Genomic DNA, 23,829 nt, shown 5'->3' on the forward strand with positions numbered 1-23,829 from the left:
CGGCCGCCCGGGCGGACCACAGCCCGTGTCCCGGGCTCAGGCGGCTCGTTCCCCAGCACATGAAGAAGATCCTCGTGGCCGCGGCCCTCGCCCTGAGCACCGTGGCCCTCGCCGCCCCTGCCCACGCCGACAACGACAGCAACTTCGGCGGTGGGGTCAACGCCGCCAACAACTGGAACTTCACCTCCGCCGTCGTCTGCCTGCAGGAGGTGGCCGTCGTCCCGGTGCTGGGCGACTGGGTCGGCGATCACGCCAACAACTGCTCCAACGGAAACGTCATCAGCCACCTTCTCCCGTAGGCCCCAGGCGGACAGCAGCGCGGCTCCCCCTCGGGTGGAGCCGCGCTTTCCCTGTACGCGAGCATCCTGCTGGCTGCTACGGCAACGGATGCCGGCCCGGATCGATCGCGGCCGACAGCGCCCCCTGCGGCTCCCCGTCGGCGCGAGCGAGCTGGGTGACGAGACGTCGGAAGCGTTCCTGGCCCAGCAGGTCACCGCTCTCCTCCGCCCGCTCCGTGACACCGCCCTCGTCGATGGCCATCCAGCGCAGCATGAACACCGCGAGGTCCGCCGGAAAGCCGCACTCGTCGACAGCGGCCCGCCGTGCGTCGAGAAGGCGGTCGAGGACGGCCTCCAGGTAGTCCAGCGCCAGCTCCGGGATCTTGTGCCGGGCGTACATGTGCCGGACCAGGTCGGTGTCCGCGCCGGTGTCCGAGCCGAGGTGGGTCCTGAGCGTGCCGAGGATCTCGGCGGAGTCCTCGGGCCGCACGGGACCCAGCAGCCCCTTCGCCCTGTGCGCGGCGAGGCAGAGCTGGATCGCCGGTTCGCCGACGCGGATGTCCTCGCCCGTGGGGTGGTCGATGATGTCGTCCAGCACACAGGTCGCGATCGCCGCGCCGTCGAGGTAGTTCCGTACGCCGACGCCCTGGGAGATCGCGGGCCCGTAGCAGGCGAGCAGGTGGCTGAGCCCGACCAGGAAGTGGAACCAGTGCGACGCCCGGTTGAGCACCGCGGACTGATAGGTGTCCAGCGTGATGTCGTCCACCGGAACCACGGAGCGGCGTCCTTCGCCGTCGGCACGGATCTCCGTCCGGCGGGCGTCCAGCAGCGAGTGGTAGGTGAAGTAGTGCGCGTTGTTAGCCATCTGCCGCGCCGCGTAGTCGTACATCTCCCGCTTGAACGGATGCCGGTCCGGCACCACCGCCGACAGGACGTTCAGCGCCTGGGCGGCCACGACGAGGTTGTCGTTGGCGAACGACCGGGGGTGGCGCAGATGCCACGCGGGGGCACCGTTGCGCACCCGCGCACCGTCCATCCAGTCGTCCATGATGATCGTCAGTGTGGTCAGCCACTCCGCCGCCGTGGCCACCGTGTGGACCAGCCGCATGTGAGCCGCGCTCTGATACGCGGGCGGCGTGATGCGGCGGTACAGGAAGATCACCAGCGCCGCCGCGTAGTGATCCTGCCAGGCCGTGGACCAGAGGCCGCGTCCCAGGTATTCCGTCCAGGCGTCGAGGTGCTTCCGGTTGAACGGCGAGTCGTTGGGGCCGAACAGCGGAAGCGCGGCCAGCTCGTCGTGCACGTCCCGGTACGGGCCGTGCACCTCGCGGCGCAGCGCAGCCAGGTCCAGCTCCCCGTACAACCGGAAGCGGTCCGCGTCCAGGTGCTCCACCGGCAGCGGCATCGCGCGGAGGTCCGTGCCGTCCGGCAGGACCGAGAAGGCGTTCACGAACGCGCCGGTCCTGCGGTTCAGCGGGTCGTGGCATTCCAGGAAGCGGGATCTGTCGAGGCCGAACAGCGCGTGCAGGTCTTCCCGGGACACGGGCTTCACTCTCCTGAACATGCCGACGGGCGGGTCACGTGGAGGGAGCGTGCCCCGGCCGTGGGCGGGTGGACGGGCAACGCCGTCGTGGCGCGTTGCCGTGCCCAACGGCGGCCGGTCGGGAAGGTCACGTCGCGTCACACCACGCGCCGCGCCGACCGCGCCCACCGCGGAACCCGCTCTACCGGAACAGTTCGAGCGAGATGTGCGGGGCCAGGGCGCGGAGGAAGTCGGGGGCGTCGAAGGTCGCGCCGGCGGAGACGACACCGACCGCCCCCGTCCGGCCCGTGAGGACACGGTGGAGGGCCTCCACGGCGAGCGGAGCGCTGACGGCGTAGATGTCCCGGCCTCTCGCCACGGCGCGCCGTTCCGCTCCGCCGGAGCGCACGAGGACGTCGACGAGGAAGGTCTGCGCGGACCGCCCGTGCGCGTCGACGGCGGCCGGCCGGGGCGTGTCGGGAGCCGCGAGGTCCCCGGCCGCCTCGACCGTCATGTACGTCCGCACCTCGGGGATGCGCAGGTGACTGGGGACGGTGACGACGTCGGCCATGGTGAACTCGCCGATCACGGACCGGAGACCCATCGGCTCGGGGAAGTCCCACTTCAGGGTCGGCGGGGTGTCGTCGCGGTACTCCAGCCGCCCGTCGCGGTACACGACGCGCCGGCCGTCCCTGCGCTCCCGGGAGACGGCGCCCGCGGTGCGGGTCCCGGCGGTGGGGTGCCAGCCGCTCAGCCCGTACGCGACATGCGCCTCGTCGGCCGTCGTCCAGTCGTCCATCGCCGCGGTGACCAGGAGGTCGCCGAGGCCGCCGAAGAAGGCCATGGCCGGGATCACGACGGTGCCGGCGGCGGTCGCGCGCTCCGCGAAGTGCGCGAACGTGTCGAGATTGGCCTCGATCTCGGCGGCCACGTCGATGTACGGGATCCCGGCGCGCAGCGCCGCCTCGATCACCGGGGCGGCGGTCGCGGCGAAGGGCCCGGCGCAGTTGATCACGGCGTGGGCGCCGGCCAGCGCGCGGTCGAGGGCGGCCGGGTCGTCGACCGCGGCCGGGCGGACCTCGAGCCCGGGGCGGGAGGCCGCCAGCGCCCGCAGCTTGTCGGCGTCGCGTCCGGACAGGACCGGGACGAAGCCCCGGTCCAGCAACTCCGCCACCACGAACCGCCCGGTGTGGCCGTAGGCACCGAACACCATCACCGTGTGACCCGAATTCATCGCGTTCTCCCGCCGTTTTGATGATTCCCGCTTGGTTGTTCAACGGTGAACAGTCTGGCCGGGGCGGTTGCCGCACACGAGTGTCTGGAACGCCATCACCCGTACACTTCCGGACATGGACACTGTCGCGCTGGCCGTCACCGACGGGATGCTGCACTTCGAACTCTCCGTGGCGTACGAGGTGTTCGGCGCCGAGCGGTCCGACCGGGACGACACGACCGACTCGACCGACTCGACCGACTCGACCGACTCGACCGACTCGACCGACGGGAACGACGCGATCGCCGCGGCCGATCCCCTCTACCGGGTCGCCGTCTGCGGGCCCGGCCCCGTGCGGTTCGGCAGGTTCCGGCTGGAGCCGGACGGCGGGCTCGACCGGCTCCCGTACGCCGACACGGTGATCGTGCCCGGCTGGGCGGATGTCGACGTGGACCCGCCCGCCGACCTGGTCGACGCCGTGCGGGCGGCCCACGAGGCGGGCGCGCGGGTGGCCTCGCTGTGCACGGGCGCGTTCGTGCTCGCCGCCGCCGGGCTGCTGGACGGCCGCCGCGCGACCACGCACTGGGCGCACACCGGGGTCCTGGGCGCCCGCCATCCCCGGGTCGAGGTCGATCCGGACGTGCTCTACGTCGACAACGGCAGCGTGCTCACCTCCGCCGGCAAGGCCGCCGCGATGGATTTGTGCCTGCACCTGGTCCGCCTCGACCACGGCTCGGCGGTCGCGAACAGGATCGCCCGCACCCTGGTCGTACCGCCGCACCGGGCCGGTGGCCAGGCCCAGTTCGTCAGCGCCCCGGTCCCGGCCCGGGACGACCACCCGCTCGGCGACCTGCTTCCGTGGGCGGTCGAACGGCTCGACCAGGCGCTGACGGTGGAGGATCTGGCGCGCCGGGCGAACATGAGCTCGCGCCACCTGGGCCGCCAGTTCAGGTCGACGACCGGCACCACGCCGCTGCAATGGCTGCTGACGCAGCGGATCCGGCGGGCCCAGGAACTGCTGGAGACCACCGGCGACAGCATCGACGCCATCGCGGCGGCGACCGGCATGGGCACCGCCACGACGCTGCGCCGCCACTTCAACCGCACGATCGGCGTCCCTCCGGACGCCTATCGCCGCACCTTCCGCACCTCCGGCGCCTCCCCCACGGCCCCCTCCGACGCTCCGCGACAGCGCCGGAGGAGGTGAGGGACCGCCCCCTCAGGAGGGGGAACGCTCCACGGGGATCCACAGCTCCGCCTCGGCCGTCGCCCCGTCCTGCGCCACCTGGACGCGCAGGATCTCCGGACCGGGCCTGCTCCGGTACGGGTTCGACGGGAACCACTGGGTGAACACGTCCCGCCACAGGTACTGGAGCGCCTGCGGGAACGGGCCGGTGTTCTCGAAGACGGCCCACGTCCCCGCGGGAACGGAGAGGACGTCCAGGTCCTCCGGCGCCTCGGCGCGCGTCACCACCCCGTGGTAGTAGTCGAGCTCGGTCCCCTCCGCGCGGCTGGGGTCGAGCTGGTCGCTCACGGCGACGATCCCCGCCGGTTCCTGGTCCGACAAGGCCATGATGCGCCGCAGCGTCTCGGGGCCGATGCCCCGGATGAACTCCGCGATGGCCGGGTTGATCCCCTCGTGCACGAGCGGGACCCGGGCCTTCTTGCCGACCACGCGGAACTCTTCCCTGTCCGCGATCCTGTATCGCATGGTGCTGCTCCCTTCGACGACGAGCCGGAAGGACATCCGTGGCTGGGAGCGCAGCGCCGCACCGGTCCGCCGCGCCTCGCCCGGCCCCACGCCGTGGAGCGCGCGGAACGCGCGGGCGAACGCCTCCCCGGACCCGTAGCCGTAACGCGTCGCGACATCCAGCAGCGACCGCTCGCCGGCGAGCACCTCGGCGCCCGCGACGGTCAGCCGCCTGCGCCGGATGTACTCCGACAGCGGCATGCCGGCCAGCGCCGAGAACAGCCGCCGCAGGTGGTACTCCGACGTCACCGCGATCCGCGCGAGCTCAGCGACCTCGATCGGGCCGTCGAGACGCGCCTCGATGTGGTCCATCGCCTGGTTCAGCCGCTCCAGCACTCCGGTCTCCTTCCCTTGCGCCCACCACGCTAGGAAGGGACCACCCTGCCGCACCCGACATCCTGTGCCCGCATCGGTCGGGTCGACGGGGGCGGCCCGGCCCGCTTCGGGGACCCGGAGCATGGCGTCACCCTTAGCCACTGGCATCATGGCACTGAGTGTGTTTTGCTGAGGGTACTCAGTGCCACAAGCCTTTTAGGGGAGCTCGCCATCATGGGCAAGGACTTCGACCTGTATCGCCCGTCCGAGGAGCACGACATGCTCCGCGAGTCGGTCCGTGCGCTGGCGGAGGCGAAGATCGCGCCGTACGCCGCCGCGGTCGACGAAGAGGGGCGGTTCCCGCGGGAGGCGCTGGACGCGCTGGTGGCGGCGGACCTGCAGGCCGTGCACGTGCCGGAGGCGTACGGCGGCGCCGGCGCGGACGCGCTGGCCACGGTCATCGTGATCGAGGAGGTCGCCCGCGTCTGCGGTTCGTCCTCGCTGATCCCGGCGGTGAACAAGCTCGGCTCGCTGCCGGTGGTCCTGTCCGGCTCGGAGGAGCTGAAGAAGAAGTACCTCGGCCCGCTGGCCAAGGGCGAGGCCATGTTCTCGTACTGCCTGTCCGAGCCCGACGCCGGCTCCGACGCCGCCGGGATGAAGACCCGCGCGGTCCGCGACGGCGACTTCTACGTCCTCAACGGCGTCAAGCGGTGGATCACCAACGCCGGCGAGTCGCAGTTCTACACGGTGATGGCCGTCACCGATCCCGAGAAGCGCTCCAAGGGCATCTCCGCGTTCGTGGTGGAGAAGAGCGACGAGGGCGTGTCCTTCGGCGCCCCGGAGAAGAAGCTCGGCATCAAGGGCTCCCCGACCCGCGAGGTCTACCTCGACAACGTCCGCATCCCCGCCGACCGCATGATCGGCGCGGAGGGCACCGGCTTCGCCACCGCGATGAAGACCCTGGACCACACCCGCGTCACCATCGCGGCCCAGGCCATCGGCATCGCCCAGGGCGCCCTCGACTACGCCAAGGGCTACGTGCAGGAGCGCAAGCAGTTCGGCAAGCCGATCGCCGACTTCCAGGGCGTGCAGTTCATGCTCGCGGACATGGCCATGAAGCTCGAGGCCGCCCGCCAGCTCACCTACGCCGCCGCCGCCAAGTCCGAGCGCGTGGACGGTGACCTGACGTTCTTCGGCGCCGCGGCCAAGTGCTTCGCCTCCGATGTCGCCATGGAGGTCACCGTCGACGCCGTGCAGCTCCTCGGCGGCTACGGCTACACCCGTGACTACCCCGTCGAGCGCATGATGCGCGACGCCAAGATCACCCAGATCTACGAGGGCACCAACCAGGTCCAGCGCATCGTCATGGCCCGCAACCTCCCGTAATCGTCTGTCACTTGAAAGGAGCCAGGCCGTGACCCTGAGGATCGCTGTCTGTGTGAAGTACGTACCCGACGCGACCGGCGACCGCGGTTTCGCCGACGACCTGACGGTCGACCGCGACGAGGTCGACGGCCTGCTGTCGGAGCTGGACGAGTACGCGGTCGAGCAGGCGCTGCGGATCTCCGAGGAGTCCGACGACGCCGAGGTCACCGTCATCACGGTCGGCCCGGACGACGCCAAGGACGCCCTGCGCAAGGCGCTGTCGATGGGCGCCGACAAGGCCGTCCACGTCAACGACGAGGACATCCACGGCTCGGACGTCATCGGCACCTCCGCCATCGTCGCCAAGGCGCTGGAGAAGACCGGCTTCGACCTGGTCATCTGCGGCATGGCGTCGACCGACGGCACGATGGGCGTGCTGCCCGCGCTGCTGGCCGAGCGGCTGAACCTGCCGCAGGTCACCCTGCTCTCCGAGGTCTCGGTGGAGGACGGGCTGGTGAAGGGCCGCCGCGACGGCGACGCCGCCACCGAGCAGCTGGAGGCCCCGCTGCCCGCCGTCGTCTCCGTCACCGACCAGTCCGGCGAGGCGCGTTACCCCTCCTTCAAGGGGATCATGGCCGCCAAGAAGAAGCCGGTCGAGGAGCTGGACCTGGACGACCTCGGCATCGACGCCGACGGGGTCGGACTGGCCGGGTCCTGGACCCTGGTCGAGTCGGTCGCGGCCCGCCCGGCCCGTACCGCGGGCACGATCGTCACGGACGAGGGCGACGGCGGCAAGCAGCTCGCCGCGTTCCTGTCCGCCCAGAAGTTCATCTGACCCACCGTCACTACCGTTCAGGAGCAAGGAATCATGGCTGAGATCCTGGTTCTCGTGGACCACGCCGACGGTGCGGTCCGCAAGCCGGCGCTCGAACTGCTCACGCTGGCCCGCCGGATCGGCGAGCCGACGGCCGTCGTCCTCGGCGCCGGCGAGGCCGCGGCGTCGATCGCCGCCACCGCCGGCGAGTACGGCGCGGCCACGGTGTACGTCGCGGACGGCGCCGAGTTCGCCGAGCAGCTCGTCGTGCCGAAGGTCGACGCGCTCACCCAGATCGCGAAGGACAAGGGCGTCGCCGCCGTCCTCGTGACCTCCTCCGGTGAGGGCAAGGAGGTCGCCGCGCGCGTCGCGCTGCGCCTCGGTTCCGGTCTGATCACCGACGCCGTGGAGCTGGAGGCCGGCGAGAACGGCCCCGTCGCCACCCAGTCCGTCTTCGCCGCCTCGTACCAGGTGAAGTCGACCGTGTCGCACGGCGTCCCGGTCATCACCGTCAAGCCCAACTCCGCCGCGCCGGAGGCCGCACCGGCCGCCGGTACGGTCGAGAACGTCACCGTCGCCTTCACCGGCAACGCGGCCAAGGTCGTCTCGCGCACCCCGCGCGTCTCCACCGGCCGCCCCGAGCTGACCGAGTCCGCCATCGTGGTCTCCGGCGGCCGTGGTGTCGGCGCGGCCGAGGGCTTCGAGGTCGTCGAGAAGCTCGCCGACTCCCTCGGCGCGGCGGTCGGCGCCTCGCGCGCCGCCGTCGACGCCGGCTGGTACCCGCACTCCAACCAGGTCGGCCAGACGGGCAAGCAGGTCTCGCCGCAGCTGTACATCGCGGCGGGCATCTCCGGTGCGATCCAGCACCGGGCCGGTATGCAGACCTCGAAGACGATCGTCGCGGTCAACAAGGACGCCGAGGCCCCGATCTTCGACCTGGTCGACTACGGCGTGGTCGGTGACCTGTTCGCCGTCCTGCCGCAGCTGACGGACGAGATCGGCGCGCGGTAGTCCGGTCGGATCCGGCAGACGGAGAGCAGAGCGGCCCGGTGGCACAGAGTGCCACCGGGCCGCTCTCGTCGTCACGGGCCAAGTCACTGGGCCACCCCAGGTCGTCGCCGCGTGAGCACGGGTCGTCTCCGGGGGAACGCACAGGGGCGGCGTCCGCATCTGCCCGGACGCCGCCCCTCCACGCCTGCCCCACCGGACCGGCCGTCGGGCTAGATCCAGCCGTCGAGCGGGACCTCCTCGCAGAGCCGGACGACGGGCTGCTGCCCGGACGCGGTCGAGCGGGCGGAGAGTCTGACGCGGACGCCGGGGCGCACGGCGTGCGGCGGCCCGTCGACCCGGCAGCGGACGACGAAGCCCTCGGCCATGTGCACGGGCCACAGGTCGGCGTCGGCGGCGGTGACACCGCGGCGCACGGTGATCACGCCCTCGCCCTCGCTGCGCTCGGGCGCGAGGTCGGTCGACCCGCAGGTCGGACAGAGCAGGCGCTGGAAGGTCGTGGTCTGGCACCAGCGGCAGAGCTGGTAGTAGAGCTCGGCGTCCGCGGCCGATTCCTCGGTGCGGACGGCGGCGCTCCCGGTCCTCAGTCCGGTGGATCCGGTGTGGAACACGATGCGTTCTCCTTGCACTCGGCGGCTCAACCGTGCATGGAGCAAAGATATGGCACTGAGTGCCATCAAATAAAGACCTCAGTTCCCCCAATTGAAGATACTGAGATCCCTCAAGATCGCCGGGGTCCCTCTCCGCTCTCGCCGAGGCTCGACTCGACCTCGCGCACCACGCGCCACATCGGCGTGGACCGCTTGGTGATCACCACGACCACGTCCTCCGTCTCCTCGCCCTGCACGGCGGCGCCCGCGCCGACCTCGCGTCCCTCGTCCCAGGTGCCCCGGACGAATTCCAGGGCCCGGTCCACCTCGGCGAGCGGGTCGCCCTGGCCGCCCGAGCGCAGCCAGTGGCGCAGGGCGTGGTTGTGGGCGGCGACCACGGAGGCGGCGACGACGTTGGCGCGCAGGGTGCCGTCGCGGCGATCGGCCCAGCGGGTGCGCAGATAATCGCCGAGCGTCTTCTCGTACCGCCAGACGACCGAGAGTTCGTACGTCCGCAGGCCCGTCACCTCACGGGTGAGGCGGTAGCGCTGGACGGAGAAGGTGGGGTTCTCGGCGTACATCCGCATGACGAGGCGGGTGGCGTCGCAGACCCGGTCCAGCGGGTCGTCACCGTCCTCGCTCGCGGCGAGGAAGGCGGTCATGTCGGCGAGGCTCTGCTCGTGGTCGGGGAAGACCACGTCCTCCTTGGACGGGAAGTACCGGAAGAAGGACCGCCGGCCGACCCCGGCGAGGGTGACGATGTCGTCGACGGTGGTCTGCTCGTACCCGCGCTCCAGGAAGAGCTGGAAGGCCGCGGCGATGAGCGACTCCCGCATCGCGGGTTTGGCGGTGTTCGTCGAGGCAGTTCCCATGGCCCGAACCTAACATCCGGCACCCGAGAACGCGGCACTTGGTGCCAGCTCAGAGTGGCACCAAGTGCTCTCCGCGACGCGTGGCGCGGTCCGGACGCGCCGCCCCGGGGCCCGGCTCTGCGGGCCTGGCTCAGCGGGCCGGCTCAGCGGGCCGGGCTCAGGGCCCGGCTCAGCGGGCCGCCATGCGCAGGGCGCCGTCCATCCGGATGGTCTCGCCGTTGAGGTAGTCGTGCTCGGCGACCATCGTGACGAGCCGGGCGTACTCCTCGGGGCGGGCGAGCCGCTGCGGGAAGGTGACGCTCGCGCCGAGCCCGGCCCGGATCTCCTCGCTGAATCCGGCCATCATCGGCGTGTCGACGATCCCGGGGGCGATGGTGACGACCCGGATGCCGAACTGGGCGAGGTCGCGGGCGGCGGTGACGGTCATGCCGGCGACGCCTGCCTTGGAGGCGGCGTACGCGATCTGGCCGACCTGGCCCTCGAAGGCGGCGATCGACGCGGTGTTCACGACCAGACCGCGCTGCCCGTTCTCGTCCGGCTCCTGGCGCGCGACGGCCTCGGCGGCCAGCCGCATCACATTGAACGTCCCCAGCAGGTTGACGTTCAGGACCGTACGGAACAGATCGAGGTCGTGCGGCCCCTTGCGCCCCAGGATGCGGGCGGAGGGCGCGATGCCCGCGCAGTTGACGGCGAGCCGCAGCGCGGCGCCGTCGGCCTCGATCCGGGCGAGGGCCTCGCGGACGGGGCCCTCCTCGGTGACGTCGGCGGCGAGCAGGGTGACGCCGTCGGGCTGGGGGCCTGCCGCGGCGACGGCCTTGTCCAGATCCAGGCCGTAGACGGTCGCGCCGCGAGCGGCCAGGGCGGCGGCGGTGGCGGCGCCCAGACCGGATGCGGCGCCGGTGACGAGCGCGGCGGAGCCGGCGATGTCCATGGAACTCCTCGAACGGGTACGGGGACGGGTGCGGGGAACGAGGCTCAGCGGGCGAGCCCGCGGCTGATGACGAGCCGCTGGATCTGGTTCGTGCCTTCGAAGATCTGCATGATCTTGGCCTCGCGCATGTAGCGCTCGACCGGGAAGTCGCGCGTGTAGCCATACCCGCCGAGCACCTGGACGGCGTCCGTGGTCACCTTCATGGCGGCGTCGGTGGCGATCAGCTTGGCGGCGCTGGCCTGGCGGCTGAAGGGCCTGCCGAGGTCGCGGCGGCGGGCCGCGTCGAGGTACATGGCGCGGGCGGAGTCGACGGCCGCGGCCATGTCGGCGAGCAGGAAGCCGAGGCCCTGGTGGTCGACGATCCTCCGGCCGAAGGTGGTGCGCTCGTTGGCGTAGTCGACGGCGGCGTCGAGCGCGGCCTGGGCCAGGCCCGTGGCGCAGGCCGCGATGCCGAGGCGGCCGCAGTCGAGGGCGCTGAACGCGATCTGGAGGCCCTGCCCCTCGTCGCCGATGAGCCGGTCGGCGTCCAGGAGGGCGCCGTCCCAGTGGGCGGAGGTGGTGGGGACGGCCTGGAGGCCCATCTTCCGCTCGGGCTTGCCGAAGGTGAGGCCCTCGGTCTCGCCGGGGGCGAGGAAGCAGGAGATGCCGTGGCTGCCGGGGGCCGTACGGGCGAAGAGGGCGTAGAAGCCGGCCTTGCCGCCGTGGGTGATCCACGCCTTGTTGCCGGTGATCCGGTACGCCGTGCCACCGGCGCCGTCGTCCGCGCGCTCGGCCTTGCAGGAGAGGGCGGCCGCGTCGGAGCCTGCCTGCGGTTCGGAGAGGCTGTAGCCGCCGATGGTCTCGCCCGCGAGCATCGCGGGGAGCCAGCGCTCCTTCTGCTCCGGGGTGCCGAAGGAGTGCAGGGGGTGGCAGGCGAGCGTGTGGACGCTGGTGGCGACGGCGACGGCCGCCCAGCGGGCCGCCAGCTCCTCCAGGACCTGCAGGTACACCTCGTACGGCTGACCTCCGCCGCCGAACTCCTCGGGGTACGCGAGGCCGAGCAGCCCGGCCTCGCCCAGGGTGGTGAACAGACCTTCCGGGTACGTCTCGGCGGCCTCGTGCTCGTCCACGCGGGGAGAGAGCTCCTTGTCGGCGATCTCCCGCGTGAGGGCGATGAGGTCCGCTGCCTCGGGGGTGGGAAGCAGGCGGTCGACATCCATGGCGACTCCAGGGACACTCAGCACCGGCGTAACGGTACTGGGGGCGGTACGGCAGTACCGTTGAGAGTAGCGCAGAAGGATTCCCCCGTAACCCCCGAAGGGGCGCCCGGCATACTGTTCGGGTGATCGAGACCTCAGCCGCCGGCGCCCCCAAGCTGACGGGCCGCGGTGCGGCCCGCCGGTCCGCCCTGTTCGAGGAGCTGGTGGCCCTCCTGGTCGGGGAGGGCTTCGCCCGGCTGACCCTGGACGATCTCGCGGCCCGGCTGCGCTGCTCCAAGCGCACGCTCTACGGTCTGGCGGACAGCAAGGAGCAACTCGTCCGGGCGGCCGTGGTCCACTTCTTCCGGCGCGCGACCAGCCGGGTGGAGGCCGTCCTGGCGGCGGAGCGGGACCCCGCGGAGCGGCTGGCCGCGTACCTGCGCGCGGTGGCGGCGGAACTGGCTCCGGTCTCCCCGCAGTTCTTCGACGACGTGGCGGCCTTCGAACCGGCCGCGGAGGTCTACGAACGCAACACCCGCGCGGCGGCGGGCCGGGTGCAGCAGCTGATCGAGGAGGGCGTGCGCGCGGGCGTCTTCCGCGAGGTGCACGTGTCGTTCGCGGCCGATGTCATCGCCTCGGTCATGGTCCGCATCCAGCAGCGACAGGTCGCCGCGGCGACCGGCCTCGCGGACGCGGAGGCGTACGGCCAACTGGCCGAGCTGCTCCTGGACGGCCTGCGCAAGGGCTGACCCACGCACCGTCCCGTACCGCCGGGGACCCATGGCCGGTACCGGCCCACCGTCGGTCACTCTGCGCACGTGATCCATTACTGTGTGCCGCGCACCGTCCACCCCGACACAGGGAGATCTCCGCGTGGAGCGCAGCCGTACCGACCTGAGGATCCGTGCCGTACTCGCCGCGATGGGCGTGACCGCCGCGCTGGTGACCGCCCCCGTGGCGCAGGCCGCACCCTCCGACACCTCCGCCGGCGCCCGCCCGGCCGCCATCGCGCCGCCCGCGCCGTGCACCGGCGAGTTCGAGGGCGACAAGCGGCTCGGCCCGCAGCACCTGCCGAAGAAGAAGCAGGAGCCGGTGGGGCCGCTGCTGCGGCACTACCACCGCACCGGAACGCTCTCCCCGGCGGACTTCCTCGAGAAGTACTGGGAGGGCCCGGCCGGGACCGGCAGCTGGAAGTACCCGCCGAACGACGGCTTCGCCGAGGTCAACGGCGAGATCGACAAGGCGCCGGACGTCCTGGAGGAGGGCGAACGCCTGGACCGCTTCGGCTCGGAGTACGGCTCCTACCTCGCCCCGGCCGGCGACCTGTACGCCAAGCGCGCGCTGCCCCCGCAGAACCTGAACACCCGGGACGCGGCCTTCCCCTGCGACTACCACCTGTACGAGGTGGCCAAGTCGTTCACCGTCTGGGAGGGCGGGATCGCGCCCTGGTTCGAGCAGCCGGGCGGCGGCCGCCAGATCAAGCTCGACCCGGCGTTCCTGAACCCGGGCGAGGGACAGCGCCTGAACGTGAAGTGGCTGCTCGACCACGGTTACCTCAAGCCCGTCACCACGTGAACCGAACCGCCCTGGCCCGGGCACTGCGCGCAGCCGGAGTGCCCGGGGACCACTACTGGATCGAGGGCGTCCACGAGCCGGAGCCCACGCCGCCCGACTTCGTCTACCTGCGGTCGCTGAAGGACGGTGCGGGCTGGGAGACGGGGGTCTACGAGCGGGGCGCGTACGAGCCGGTGGCCACGCACCCCACCGAGGCGGATGCCTGTGGGCACTTCCGTACGCTGATCTGAGTTCTGCAGCGTGTCGCGAAGGTCCCGGCCGGCAGGCGGCGCCTGGCCCGCCTAGAACTCGTCGTCCGAGTGCGGCAGGAGCGCCGTCCGGAGCGCCGTGTCGAGGGCGGCGGCCGCGCCCGGGGTGTGCTCCTCGACCAGGCCGGCGGCGACCAGGTCCGTGACCCGTGTGCCGCCGAGGTAGCAGGCGGCCAGGTCCCGTACACCGAAGGAGAGGTCGACAGGGTCGCCGGTGGGCTCGTACCGGGCTCCGTCCCGGGCGGTCGTCAGGCGGAAGCGGCCGGAGTTGGCGGGCAGGTGGCTGTCGTGGACCTCGAGGACGAGATCCGCCGCGGCGGCCCAGCCACGGGCCGTCAGCGCCGCGCGGACGTCGACGAGCCGCACCCACAGGGCGGGGAACTGGCCGGTCACGCGCACCTGGTCGCGGTCCGCGGCGAAGAGGAGCAGGGGGTCGTCGAGCGGCCGGCCCCAGGCGCGGACGGTGCCGGTCAGGTCGATCGACGCGAGGTAGCGCCAGAGCGCGGCGGCGACGGCCGGGGTGTCGGCCTCCAGCTCGTCGACCCGTACGAGGCCGGGGGTGTGGGTCTCCTCGTTCTCGCCCTTGGTGCGGTAGACGGCGTATCCGGCGAGGGGGTCGCCGAGGGCGACGATCCGGGGCGGGGAGAGCTCGTCGTCGTCCTCGTCCTCGTCGGCGAGCCACTCCCCGCTCCAGCGGTCGTCGTCCCGCGCGATCCGGCCGGCCCGCAGGGCGCGCGTGGCCTCGAAGAAGGGCCCGACGACGGCCGGCGCGTCGGCCGGGTCGATCAGGCGCGGCGGGCGCTCGTCGGGGTCGATGCGCAGGGCGAGCGGGCGCCGCGAGTCGATCTCGACGGTGATGCCCTGGGTGGCGGGTCCGAAGCCGAAGCGGCCGTAGATGGCGTCCTCGGAGGCCCAGAGCGCGGCGACGGGGACCGCGCGTTCGGCGGACCTGCGGAAGAGCTCGGCGAGCAGGGCGGAGAGCACGCCGCGGCGCCGGTGGGTGGGGGCGACGGAGACGAACGTCAGGCCGGGGCAGGGCAGTTCGCCGCCGGGCACGGAGAGGGTGAAGTGGTGGGCGGCGACGAAGCCGACCAGCGTGTCGCCGTCGTACGCGCCGATCCGTTCGCAGGGCAGGAGCAGTTCGCGGTGGTGCTTGCGCTGCTCCTCCTCGGGGCGCTCGTGGAAGACGAGGTACGCGAGGTCGAGGGCGCGGTCGAGATGGGCTTCCGGTACGTCGCGGATGTCCGCGTCTCGCATCTCCATGATCCGGACCCTAACGCTCGGCCGCCGCCCGGAGGAGTGGGAAATGAGGCGAAAGGGGCGGATGCGCCGGTCAGGCGACGGAACCTATCCGGCCGTGGGGGGCGGGCGTGCCGTCGTGGTGGATGGGGGTGTGGGCACCGGTCAGGGAGACGCCGGAGCCGCCGCGCCGGTTGGCGACGATCTCGGCGGCGATGGACAGGGCCGTCTCCTCCGGGGTGCGGGCTCCCAGGTCGAGGCCGATCGGAGAGCGCAGGCGGGCGAGTTCGAGTTCGGTGACGCCGACCTCGCGCAGGCGCTTGTTGCGGTCCTCGTGGGTACGGCGGGAGCCCATGGCGCCGACGTAGGCGACGGGAAGTTTCAGGGCGGCTTCGAGGAGCGGGACGTCGAACTTGGCGTCGTGGGTCAGGACGCACAGGACGGTCCGCGCGTCGACCTCGGTCGAGGCGAGGTAGCGGTGCGGCCACTCGACGACGATCTCGTCGGCCTCGGGGAAGCGGGCGGCGGTCGCGAAGACCGGCCGGGCGTCGCACACGGTGACGTGGTAGCCGAGGAACTTGCCGACCCGGACGAGGGCGGAGGCGAAGTCGATGGCGCCGAAGACGATCATGCGGGGGGCCGGGACGGAGGATTCGACGAGGAGGCTGAGCGGCCGTCCGCAGCGGCTGCCGTCCTCGCCGATCTCGACGGTGCCGGTCCGGCCGGCGTCCAGCATGGCCAGGGCCTCGCCCGCCGCGGTGCGGTCCAGTTCGGGGTGGCCGCCGAGGCCGCCCTCGTACGATCCGTCGGGGCGGACCAGGAGCGCCCGACCCATCAGGTCGGCGGGTCCTTCGACGATCCGGGCCAGGGCCGCCGCCTCCCCCGAGACGGCGGCGGCCAGGGCGGCGGGGAAGACCCCCCCGCGTACCGGGGTGACGAGGATGTCGATGATTCCACCGCAGGTCAGGCCCACGGCGAAGGCGTCCTCGTCGCTGTAGCCGAAGCGCTCGACGACGGTCTGACCGTCTTCGAGTGCCTGTTGGCACAGGTCGTAGACCGCGCCCTCCACACATCCGCCGGAGACCGATCCGATCGCCGTGCCGTCGCTGTCGACGGCGAGGGCGGCGCCGGGCTGCCGGGGCGCGCTCCCGCCGACCGCCACGACGGTGGCGACGGCGAACTCGCGTCCCTGCTCGACCCACCGGTGCAGCTCTTCGGCGATGTCCAGCATCTCGAACTCCTCGATGTGTGTGGAGGGCGTCGGTCAGGGGCGTCAGCCGACGCCCAGCCAGCTCTCGATCGGATGGATCGCGAAGTACACGACGAAGATCGCCGTCAGGCCCCACATGAAGGCGCCCACCTCGCGTGCCTTGCCCTGCGCCACCTTGATGACGGCGTAGGAGATGACGCCGGCCGCGACACCGGTGGTGATGGTGTACGTGAACGGCATCAGGACCACGGTGAGGAACACCGGGATCGCGACGGCGCGGTCGCTCCAGTCGACGTGCTTGGCGTTCTGCATCATCATCGCGCCGATGACGACCAGGGCCGCGGAGGCGACCTCGGCGGGCACGATCGCGGTGAGCGGGGTGAAGAAGAGGCAGGCCGCGAAGAACACGCCGGTGACCACGGAGGACAGACCCGTACGGGCACCCTCGCCGACGCCGGTCGCCGATTCGACGAAGACGGTCTGGCCCGAGCCGCCGACGCCGCCGCCGATGACACCGCCGGCGCCGTCGATGAACAGCGCCTTGGACAGGCCCGGCATACGGCCCTGCTTGTCGGCCAGGTTGGCCTCGGAGCCGACGCCGATGATGGTGGCCATGGCGTCGAAGAAGCCGGCGAGCACCAGGGTGAAGACGATCATGGTGATCGTGATGTAGCCGACGTCGCCCCAGCCGCTGAAGGACACGTCGCCGATGAGCGAGAAGTCCGGTGCGGAGACGGCGCTGCCCTTGAGCTCCGGCGCGCCGGAGAACCAGGCGCCCGCGCCCTTGGCCGGGATGTCGGCGACGGCGTTGACGATCAGGGCGATGACGGTGCCGGCGACGATTCCGATCAGGATGGCGCCGGGCACGTTGCGGGCCTGCAGGGCGAAGATCAGCAGCAGGGTGACCGCGAAGATCAGGACGGGCCAGCCCTGGAGTTCGCCGAGCGGGCCGAGGGTGACCGGGCCACCGCCGGGCGAGGGGTTCTCGTGCACGAAGCCGGCCTTGACGAAGCCGATGATCGCGATGAAGAGGCCGATGCCGATCGTGATCGCGTGCTTGATCGCCAAGGGGATCGCGTTCATGATCATCTCGCGCAGGCCGGTGACCACCAGGAGGCAGATCACCACACCGTAGGCCACACACATGGCCATCGCCTGAGGCCAGGTCATGACGGCGATGACCTGCGAGGAGAGCACACCGGAGACACTGAGCCCGGCCGCGAGGGCGAGGGGGACCTTGCCCCAGAAGCCCATGAGCAGGGTGGTCACCGCGGCGGCCAGGGCGGTCGCCGTGATGAGGGCGGGCTGGCTGAGGACGTTTCCGTCCACATCCTTGCCGCCGAGGATCAGGGGGTTGAGCAGGAGAATGTACGCCATCGCCATGAAGGTGGTGACGCCGCCGCGGATCTCCGTCGCGACGGTGGATCCTCTCTCCGAGATGTGAAAGTACCGGTCGAGCCAAGAGCGGCCGGCGGGGACGTTCGAGCCGGAGCCCGCGTCCTCCGAGGCGGTCTTGGGCTCCACAGACGACTGGGTCATGGGGCCTACTCCCAAGGTTCAAAGGGGCACCCGCATAAGACTTTCCGAAGGTCAGAGAAGCTGCGGGATTTGGGATGCTGCGTGGGCTGCACGACCCGGGGGACGGCCCGAGACGAACGGGTGAATCAGGTGCTGCTGGTACCGCGGGGGGTTGCTCCGGGCGGTGCGGGCGGGGGAAGTGTGACGTTCCTGGGAGGCACGCACCGCCCGGAGGGTCCTACAAGGTGCCGGTGAGCGCTTCGGGGCGGACCGGCGTCTTGTTGAGCTCCAGGCCGGTCGCGTTCCGGATCGCCGCGAGGACGGCCGGAGTGGACGACAGGGTCGGAGCCTCGCCGAGTCCCCGCAGGCCGTACGGCGCGTTGGGGTCGGCCAGTTCGAGCACGTCGACCGGGATGGTCGGCGTGTCGAGGATCGTCGGGATCAGGTAGTCCGTGAAGGAGGGGTTGCGCACCTTCGCGGTCTTCGGGTCCACGATGATCTCTTCCATCACCGCGACGCCCAGGCCCTGGGTGGTGCCACCCTGGATCTGGCCGACGACGGAGAGCATGTTGAGCGCCTTGCCGACGTCCTGGGCGGTGGCGAGCTCGATGACCTTCACCAGGCCGAGCTCGGTGTCCACCTCCACCACCGCGCGGTGCGCGGCGAAGGTGTACTGGACGTGGCCGTCGCCCTGACCGGTGACGAGGTCGAACGGAACGGTCGGACGGTGCCGGAACTCGTGCTCCTGGTCGATGGCCTCGCCCTCGAGGACGTCCGCCAGGTCCGCGAGGACCTCGCCGCCGTCGGTGACGACCTTGCCGCCTTCGAGCAGCAGCTCGGCGGTGGCCCACGCCGGGTGGTACGAGCCGAACTTGCGCCGGCCGATCTCCAGGACGGCCTCGCGCACCTTCTCGCAGGTGTTCTTCACCGCGCCACCGGTCATGTACGTCTGCCGGGAGGCGGACGTCGAACCGGCGGAGCCGACCTGGGTGTCGGCCGGGTGGATGGTCACCTGGGTGACGCCCAGCTCCGTGCGGGCGATCTGGGCGTGGACGGTGACACCGCCCTGGCCGACCTCCGCCATGGCCGTGTGGACCATCGCGACGGGCTCGCCGTTGATGACCTCCAGGCGCACACGGGCGGTGGAGTAGTCGTCGAAGCCCTCGGAGAAACCGACGTTCTTGATGCCGACCGCGTAGCCGACACCCCGGACGACACCCTCGCCGTGCGTGGTGTTGGACAGACCGCCGGGAAGCGCGCGGACGTCCGCGTCCTCGCCGGCGGCGAGCCACTGCTGCTCCGGCGGCATCGGACGGGCCTTGACGCGGCGCAGCAGCTCGGCGACCGGGGCCGGCGAGTCGACGACCTGGCCGGTGGGCATGATCGTGCCCATCTCCATGGCGTTCAGCTGACGGAACTCGACCGGGTCCATGCCCAGCTTCTTCGCGAGCTTGTCCATCTGCGCCTCGTACGCGAAGCACGCCTGGACCGCGCCGAAGCCGCGCATCGCACCGCAGGGCGGGTTGTTGGTGTAGAGCGCGACGGCCTCGATGTCGACGTTGTCGATCACGTACGGACCGGCGCCCAGTGAGGACGCGTTGCCGACGACGGCGGGGGAGGCCGAGGCGTAGGCGCCGCCGTCCAGCACGATCCGGCACTTCATGTGCGTGATCTTGCCGTCCTTGGTGGCGCCGTGCTCGTACCAGAGCTTCGCCGGGTGACGGTGCACGTGGCCGAAGAAGGACTCGAAGCGGTTGTAGACGATCTTGACCGGCTTGCCGGTGCGCAGCGCCAGGAGGCAGGCGTGGATCTGCATCGAGATGTCCTCACGACCGCCGAAGGCACCGCCGACGCCGGAGAGCGTCATGCGCACCTTCTCCTCGGGCAGGCCGAGGACGGGGGCGATCTGCTTGAGGTCCGAGTGCAGCCACTGGGTGGCGACGTAGAGGTCGACGCCGCCGTCCTCGGCGGGCACCGCGAGGCCGGACTCCGGGCCGAGGAAGGCCTGGTCCTGCATGCCGAAGGTGTACTCGCCCTCGACGATCACGTCGGCCTTCTTACGGGCCTCCTCCACGTTGCCGCGGACGATCGGCTGGCGGTGCACGATGTTCGGGTGCGGGACGTGACCGATGTGGTGGTCGTCGCGGCCCTCGTGGATCAGCGGGGCGTCCTCGGCGAGGGCGGAGGCCTCGTCGGTGATGACCGGCAGTTCCCGGTAGTCGATCTTGATCTTGGCGGCGGCGCGGCGGGCGGTCTCCGGGTGGTCGGCGGCCACGATGGCGACCGGCTCACCGTGGTGCCGGACCTTGCCGTGGGCGAGGACCGGGGTGTCCTGGATCTCCAGGCCGTAGTTCTTCATCTCGGCCGGCAGGTCGTCATAGGTGAGGACGGCGTACACGCCGGCCATCGCGAGCGCCTCGGAGGTGTCGATCGACACGATCTCGGCGTGCGCGACGGTGGAGCGCAGCGTCTGGCCCCACAGCATGTCCTCGTGCCACATGTCCGAGGAGTACGCGAACTCACCGGTGACCTTGAGGGTGCCGTCCGGGCGGAGCGTGGACTCGCCGATGCCGCCCTGGTTGTGCCTCTGGGTGACGTTCGTCGGCGTGCCCGCCGGAACGGTGCGCGTGTTCTGAGCCATGGTCAGACCGCCTCTCCCTGACGGGCGGCCGCCAGGCGGACCGCGTCCAGGATCTTCTCGTAACCGGTGCAACGGCAGAGGTTGCCGGAGAGCGCCTCGCGGATGTCCTGGTCCGACGGGTCGCTGTGCCGCTCCAGGAGCTCGTCGGCGGCGATCAGCAGACCGGGGGTGCAGAAGCCGCACTGGACGGCGCCGGCGTCGATGAACGCCTGCTGGATCGGGCTCAGTTCGAGGCCCTCACCGGTCTGCGAGTCCTGACCCGGCCGCGCCTCCCACTGCTTGGCGGCGTCGAGCGAGGTGCCACAGGCGCCGGAGGCGCAGCCACCGTGCCCCTGCTCCTCGCGCTGCTTGGCGAAGTCGGCCAGGCCCTCGACCGTGACGACCTCGCGGCCCTCGACCTGCCCGGCGGCGACCAGACAGGAGCAGACCGGCACGCCGTCCAGACGGACCGTGCACGAACCGCACTCGCCCTGCTCACAGGCGTTCTTGGAGCCGGGGAGCCCCATCCGCTCACGCAGGACGTAGAGAAGGGACTCGCCCTCCCAGACATCGTCGGCTTCCTGCGGACGACCGTTGACCGTGAAATTGACGCGCATGGTTATGCAGCTCCCTCAAGCGTGCGGCCGGTGCCGCGGTACTGCTCCCAGGTCCAGCCGAGCTGGCGGCGGGCCATGATGCCGACGGCGTGGCGGCGGTACTTGGCGGTGCCACGGACGTCGTCGATCGGGTTCGCGGCGCCCGAGCACAGGTCCGCGAACTGCTTGGCGATCGACGGAGTGATGATCTTTCCGCTCTCCCAGAAACCGCCCTCCTCCAGAGCCGCGTTCAGGAAGACCTCGGCCTCCTTGGCGCGGATCGGGGTCGGCGCGGCCGAACCGATGCCGGTGCGCACGGTGCGGGTCTCCGGGTGGAGCGCCAGGCCGAAGGCGCAGACCGCGATGACCATCGCGTTGCGCGTACCGACCTTGGAGTACTGCTGCGGGCCGTCCGCCTTCTTGATGTGGACGGTCTTGATCAGCTCGTCGGGCTGCAGCGCGTTGCGCTTCACGCCCGTGTAGAACGCGTCGATCGGGATGAACCGGTTGCCACGCACCGACTCGACCTCGACCTCGGCCCCGGCCGCGAGCAGCGCGGGGTGCGCGTCTCCGGCCGGCGAGGCGGTGCCGAGGTTGCCGCCGACACCACCGCGGTTACGGATCTGCGGAGAGGCCACGGTGTGCGAGGCGAGGGCGAGGCCCGGCAGCTCGGTCCGCAGGTTCTCCATGATCTGGGTGTACGGAACGGACGCGCCGAGGCGGACGTTCTCCTCGCCGACCTCCCACTCGCGCAGCAGCTCGATACGGTTCAGGTCCAGGAGGTACTCGGGACGCCGGTGGTCGAAGTTGATCTCGACCATGACGTCGGTGCCACCCGCGATGGGCACGGCCGTGGGGTGCTCTGCCTTGGCGGCGAGCGCCTCCTCCCAGCTGGCGGGGCGAAGGAAGTCCATGGTGGCTCTCTTCTTGTGCTTCTAGTGATCGGGGGTCGGTCGTACGGGCCCGGGGGGACGGCCGGCCCTCGACTTCGAATTCATGTTCATCCGCTGTTAACGCGATGTGTGGCCTAGTACACAAGCCCGGCTCGCCCCGGTGCAGTCACCGAAAACATGAAGGAGTTGGCTGGTGACCTTGTTCGTCTTGTAGATTCGAACGAAAGACGGGGCTCGGTAACCTCGCTGTTTTCCCCTGGAAACGGTGGCACCGGGCCACCGACGACAACGCGACAGTTTCGCGACGGACGAGAAGGAACGGCGGCAACGAGATGCGGCTGCGCGCACTGCTGGAAACCGACGCGCTGGGGCTGCGCCTGCTCGGTGGTGAGGACGAGCTGGACCGCACCGTCCGTGGCGTGATGACGACGGACCTGAAGGACCCCAGCAGGTATCTGTCCGGGGGCGAGCTGGTCCTCACCGGCCTCGCCTGGCTGCGGGAGCCGGCGGACGCCGAGCCCTTCGTCCGGATCCTGGCCTCCGCCGGGGTGGCGGCCCTGGCCGCCGGCGAGGCGGAACTCGGAGACATCCCCGCCGACCTCGTGGAGGCGTGTTCGCGCCATCGTCTGCCGCTGTTCGCGGTGAACGAGACGGTTGCGTTCGCGACGATCACCGAACACGTCGTTCGACAGGTGTCCGGCGAGCGGGCCGGCGACCTCGCGGCGGTCGTCGACCGTCACCGGCGGCTGATGACCTCCGGCCCGGCGGGCGGCGGCCCCGAGGTCGTCCTCGACCTCCTCGGCTCCGACCTCGACCTCCGGGCCTGGGTCCTGTCCCCCACCGGCCGCCAGATCGCGGGCGCCGGGGAGCCGCTGGAGGCCGGTCTCGCGGCGAAACTGGCGGGCGAGCACCTGGCCGCCACCCGCACCGGGCGGCGCGGCCCGCACCGCCTGGGCATCGCCGGAACGACGTACTCCCTGTTCCCGATCCGCAACACCGGCCGCGGGCCCGCGCCCGCCACGCGGGACGTGCGGGAGACCGTGCTGTCCGACTGGCTGCTCGCCGTCGAGGCCGACGCCGGCGACTGGCCGGCGGCCCGGCTCGACCTGCTCCAGGGCGTCACCCAGCTCATCGCCGTGGAGCGGGACCGGCGGGACGCGGCACGTACCGTACGGCGCAGGCTCGCGCAGGAGGTCCTCGAACTCGTCCAGGCGGGCGCCGCCCCGGCCGAGATCGCCGCCCGCCTGCGGGTCGCCGCCCCGGTCCTGCTGCCCGGCCTCGGGACGGCGCCGCACTGGCAGGTCGTGGTCGCCCGGGTCGAGTGGGACGCGGAGGGCGGCGCGGGCGCCGTGGAGACCGGCCCCGTGGCCCAGGCCCTCCTGGAGGAGGTCCTGGTGGACCCAGCGACCGTGGGCGCCGACTCCGCCGACCGCATCGCCGTCGCCCACCACGGCGACGAGGCCATCGCCCTGGTCCCGCTGCCCGCGGGACCGCTGCCGGACAGCGAGGACGAGGGCAACGGCACCATCGGACTGCACGCCGACGTGCTGCTGGCGACGGTACGAGAGCCGCTGTCGGCCGGTCTGGACGGTGACGGCCGCCTCACCCTGGGCGTCAGCGCGGCCGTCCACTCGGCGGAGGGCCTGCGCGGCGCTCTGGAGGAGGCCCGCCACGCCCGCCGTGTCGCGGCCGCCCGCCCGGGCCGCGTGTGCGCCGCGGGCCACCACGAGCTCGCCTCCCACGTGCTGCTCCTCCCGTTCGTCCCGGACGACGTCCGCCGGGCCTTCACGGCGCGGCTGCTCGACCCGCTGCGCGACTACGACCGCCGCCACCGCGCCGAGCTCATCCCCACGCTGGAGGCGTTCCTCGACTGCGACGGCTCCTGGACCCGTTGTGCGACCCGGCTGCACTTGCATGTGAACACCCTGCGCTACCGGGTGGGCCGGATCGAGCAACTGACGGGCAGGGACCTGTCGCGTCTCGAGGACAAGCTGGACTTCTTCCTGGCGCTGCGCATGTCGTGACGCGGGAGCGTGGCCGGGGCCTGCCCCTGGCGGGGAACGACCGGCCGGGGCAGCGACCCGTGCGCGCCGG

General features: G+C 71.6%; 22 protein-coding genes. 9 read left to right on the forward strand and 13 right to left on the reverse strand.

What is annotated here, in order from left to right:
- Positions 1 to 59 precede the first annotated feature (59 nt).
- Complete coding sequence (locus ACZ4VW_RS23275) at positions 60 to 299, forward strand: hypothetical protein (RefSeq protein WP_467965380.1); 240 nt, start codon at positions 60 to 62, stop codon at positions 297 to 299.
- A 76-nt stretch (positions 300 to 375) separates the two neighbouring features.
- Here ACZ4VW_RS23275 and ACZ4VW_RS23280 read toward each other — a convergent pair whose 3' ends face one another.
- Together ACZ4VW_RS23280 and ACZ4VW_RS23285 are read right to left on the reverse strand one after the other, a co-directional pair.
- Entirely contained in the window at positions 376 to 1,821 is a 1,446-nt protein-coding gene (locus ACZ4VW_RS23280) for a polyprenyl synthetase family protein (RefSeq protein WP_467965382.1), read from the reverse strand.
- Positions 1,822 to 2,002: 181 nt separating this feature from the next.
- On the reverse strand, positions 2,003 to 3,034 hold the full coding sequence (locus ACZ4VW_RS23285; RefSeq protein WP_467965384.1) for a saccharopine dehydrogenase family protein: 1,032 nt from the start codon (positions 3,032 to 3,034) through the stop codon (positions 2,003 to 2,005).
- Positions 3,035 to 3,149: 115 nt separating this feature from the next.
- Here ACZ4VW_RS23285 and ACZ4VW_RS23290 point away from each other — a divergent pair, with 115 nt between their 5' ends.
- Positions 3,150 to 4,220, forward strand: a complete 1,071-nt coding sequence (locus ACZ4VW_RS23290) for a helix-turn-helix domain-containing protein (protein ID WP_467965386.1) — start codon at positions 3,150 to 3,152, stop codon at positions 4,218 to 4,220.
- Between the two features lie 12 nt (positions 4,221 to 4,232).
- Here the strand turns inward: ACZ4VW_RS23290 and ACZ4VW_RS23295 are convergent, their stop codons facing one another.
- Positions 4,233 to 5,099 carry an AraC family transcriptional regulator gene (locus ACZ4VW_RS23295; RefSeq protein ID WP_467965388.1) on the reverse strand — a complete coding sequence of 289 codons (867 nt, stop codon included), beginning with the start codon at positions 5,097 to 5,099 and terminating at the stop codon, positions 4,233 to 4,235.
- A gap of 213 nt (positions 5,100 to 5,312) precedes the next feature.
- Here ACZ4VW_RS23295 and ACZ4VW_RS23300 point away from each other — a divergent pair, with 213 nt between their 5' ends.
- Genes ACZ4VW_RS23300 through ACZ4VW_RS23310 form a run of 3 tightly spaced genes read left to right on the forward strand, consistent with a single transcriptional unit; the run spans position 5,313 to position 8,268 of the window.
- Positions 5,313 to 6,464: an acyl-CoA dehydrogenase family protein gene (locus ACZ4VW_RS23300; RefSeq protein WP_467965390.1), complete on the forward strand. Its 1,152-nt coding sequence runs from the start codon at positions 5,313 to 5,315 to the stop codon at positions 6,462 to 6,464.
- A gap of 28 nt (positions 6,465 to 6,492) precedes the next feature.
- Entirely contained in the window at positions 6,493 to 7,278 is a 786-nt protein-coding gene (locus tag ACZ4VW_RS23305) for an electron transfer flavoprotein subunit beta/FixA family protein (protein ID WP_467965392.1), read from the forward strand.
- 33 nt (positions 7,279 to 7,311) lie between these two features.
- Positions 7,312 to 8,268 (forward strand): electron transfer flavoprotein subunit alpha/FixB family protein, encoded by a 957-nt coding sequence (locus ACZ4VW_RS23310; RefSeq protein ID WP_467965394.1) that lies wholly within the window; start codon positions 7,312 to 7,314, stop codon positions 8,266 to 8,268.
- A gap of 209 nt (positions 8,269 to 8,477) precedes the next feature.
- Here ACZ4VW_RS23310 and ACZ4VW_RS23315 read toward each other — a convergent pair whose 3' ends face one another.
- The 4 genes from ACZ4VW_RS23315 to ACZ4VW_RS23330 form a co-directional block, all read right to left on the reverse strand.
- Positions 8,478 to 8,876: a Zn-ribbon domain-containing OB-fold protein gene (locus tag ACZ4VW_RS23315; RefSeq protein ID WP_467965396.1), complete on the reverse strand. Its 399-nt coding sequence runs from the start codon at positions 8,874 to 8,876 to the stop codon at positions 8,478 to 8,480.
- 110 nt (positions 8,877 to 8,986) lie between these two features.
- Entirely contained in the window at positions 8,987 to 9,727 is a 741-nt protein-coding gene (locus ACZ4VW_RS23320) for a TetR/AcrR family transcriptional regulator (protein ID WP_467965397.1), read from the reverse strand.
- 169 nt (positions 9,728 to 9,896) lie between these two features.
- The gene (locus ACZ4VW_RS23325) at positions 9,897 to 10,658 is read right to left on the reverse strand and encodes an SDR family NAD(P)-dependent oxidoreductase (protein ID WP_467965399.1); all 762 of its coding nucleotides are present in this window, start codon (positions 10,656 to 10,658) and stop codon (positions 9,897 to 9,899) included.
- A 44-nt stretch (positions 10,659 to 10,702) separates the two neighbouring features.
- Entirely contained in the window at positions 10,703 to 11,857 is a 1,155-nt protein-coding gene (locus ACZ4VW_RS23330; RefSeq protein WP_467965401.1) for an acyl-CoA dehydrogenase family protein, read from the reverse strand.
- A gap of 122 nt (positions 11,858 to 11,979) precedes the next feature.
- Here ACZ4VW_RS23330 and ACZ4VW_RS23335 point away from each other — a divergent pair, with 122 nt between their 5' ends.
- The 3 genes from ACZ4VW_RS23335 to ACZ4VW_RS23345 all read left to right on the forward strand — a co-directional run bounded on the left by ACZ4VW_RS23335 (position 11,980) and on the right by ACZ4VW_RS23345 (position 13,641).
- On the forward strand, positions 11,980 to 12,585 hold the full coding sequence (locus ACZ4VW_RS23335; RefSeq protein ID WP_467965403.1) for a TetR/AcrR family transcriptional regulator: 606 nt from the start codon (positions 11,980 to 11,982) through the stop codon (positions 12,583 to 12,585).
- A gap of 172 nt (positions 12,586 to 12,757) precedes the next feature.
- Entirely contained in the window at positions 12,758 to 13,411 is a 654-nt protein-coding gene (locus tag ACZ4VW_RS23340; RefSeq protein ID WP_467965730.1) for a TNT domain-containing protein, read from the forward strand.
- On the forward strand, positions 13,408 to 13,641 hold the full coding sequence (locus ACZ4VW_RS23345) for a hypothetical protein (protein ID WP_467965406.1): 234 nt from the start codon (positions 13,408 to 13,410) through the stop codon (positions 13,639 to 13,641). Before ACZ4VW_RS23340 ends, ACZ4VW_RS23345 begins: the two co-directional genes overlap by 4 nt.
- A 51-nt stretch (positions 13,642 to 13,692) precedes the next feature.
- Here the strand turns inward: ACZ4VW_RS23345 and ACZ4VW_RS23350 are convergent, their stop codons facing one another.
- From ACZ4VW_RS23350 to ACZ4VW_RS23375, 6 genes are all read right to left on the reverse strand, one after another.
- On the reverse strand, positions 13,693 to 14,916 hold the full coding sequence (locus ACZ4VW_RS23350) for a GNAT family N-acetyltransferase (protein ID WP_467965732.1): 1,224 nt from the start codon (positions 14,914 to 14,916) through the stop codon (positions 13,693 to 13,695).
- A gap of 76 nt (positions 14,917 to 14,992) precedes the next feature.
- Entirely contained in the window at positions 14,993 to 16,129 is a 1,137-nt protein-coding gene (locus ACZ4VW_RS23355) for an XdhC family protein (RefSeq protein WP_467965408.1), read from the reverse strand.
- A gap of 42 nt (positions 16,130 to 16,171) precedes the next feature.
- Positions 16,172 to 17,647 (reverse strand): NCS2 family permease, encoded by a 1,476-nt coding sequence (locus ACZ4VW_RS23360; RefSeq protein WP_467965410.1) that lies wholly within the window; start codon positions 17,645 to 17,647, stop codon positions 16,172 to 16,174.
- Positions 17,648 to 17,864: 217 nt separating this feature from the next.
- A complete protein-coding gene (pucD, locus tag ACZ4VW_RS23365) occupies positions 17,865 to 20,267 on the reverse strand; it encodes a xanthine dehydrogenase subunit D (protein WP_467965411.1) in 2,403 nt (800 codons plus the stop codon).
- Between the two features lie 2 nt (positions 20,268 to 20,269).
- Complete coding sequence (locus ACZ4VW_RS23370; RefSeq protein ID WP_467965413.1) at positions 20,270 to 20,863, reverse strand: (2Fe-2S)-binding protein; 594 nt, start codon at positions 20,861 to 20,863, stop codon at positions 20,270 to 20,272.
- Positions 20,864 to 20,865: 2 nt separating this feature from the next.
- Complete coding sequence (locus ACZ4VW_RS23375; RefSeq protein WP_467965415.1) at positions 20,866 to 21,756, reverse strand: FAD binding domain-containing protein; 891 nt, start codon at positions 21,754 to 21,756, stop codon at positions 20,866 to 20,868.
- Between the two features lie 311 nt (positions 21,757 to 22,067).
- Here ACZ4VW_RS23375 and ACZ4VW_RS23380 point away from each other — a divergent pair, with 311 nt between their 5' ends.
- Entirely contained in the window at positions 22,068 to 23,759 is a 1,692-nt protein-coding gene (locus ACZ4VW_RS23380) for a PucR family transcriptional regulator (protein WP_467965416.1), read from the forward strand.
- Positions 23,760 to 23,829: the final 70 nt, after the last annotated feature.

The organism is Streptomyces sp. NPDC029139 (assembly GCF_055564335.1).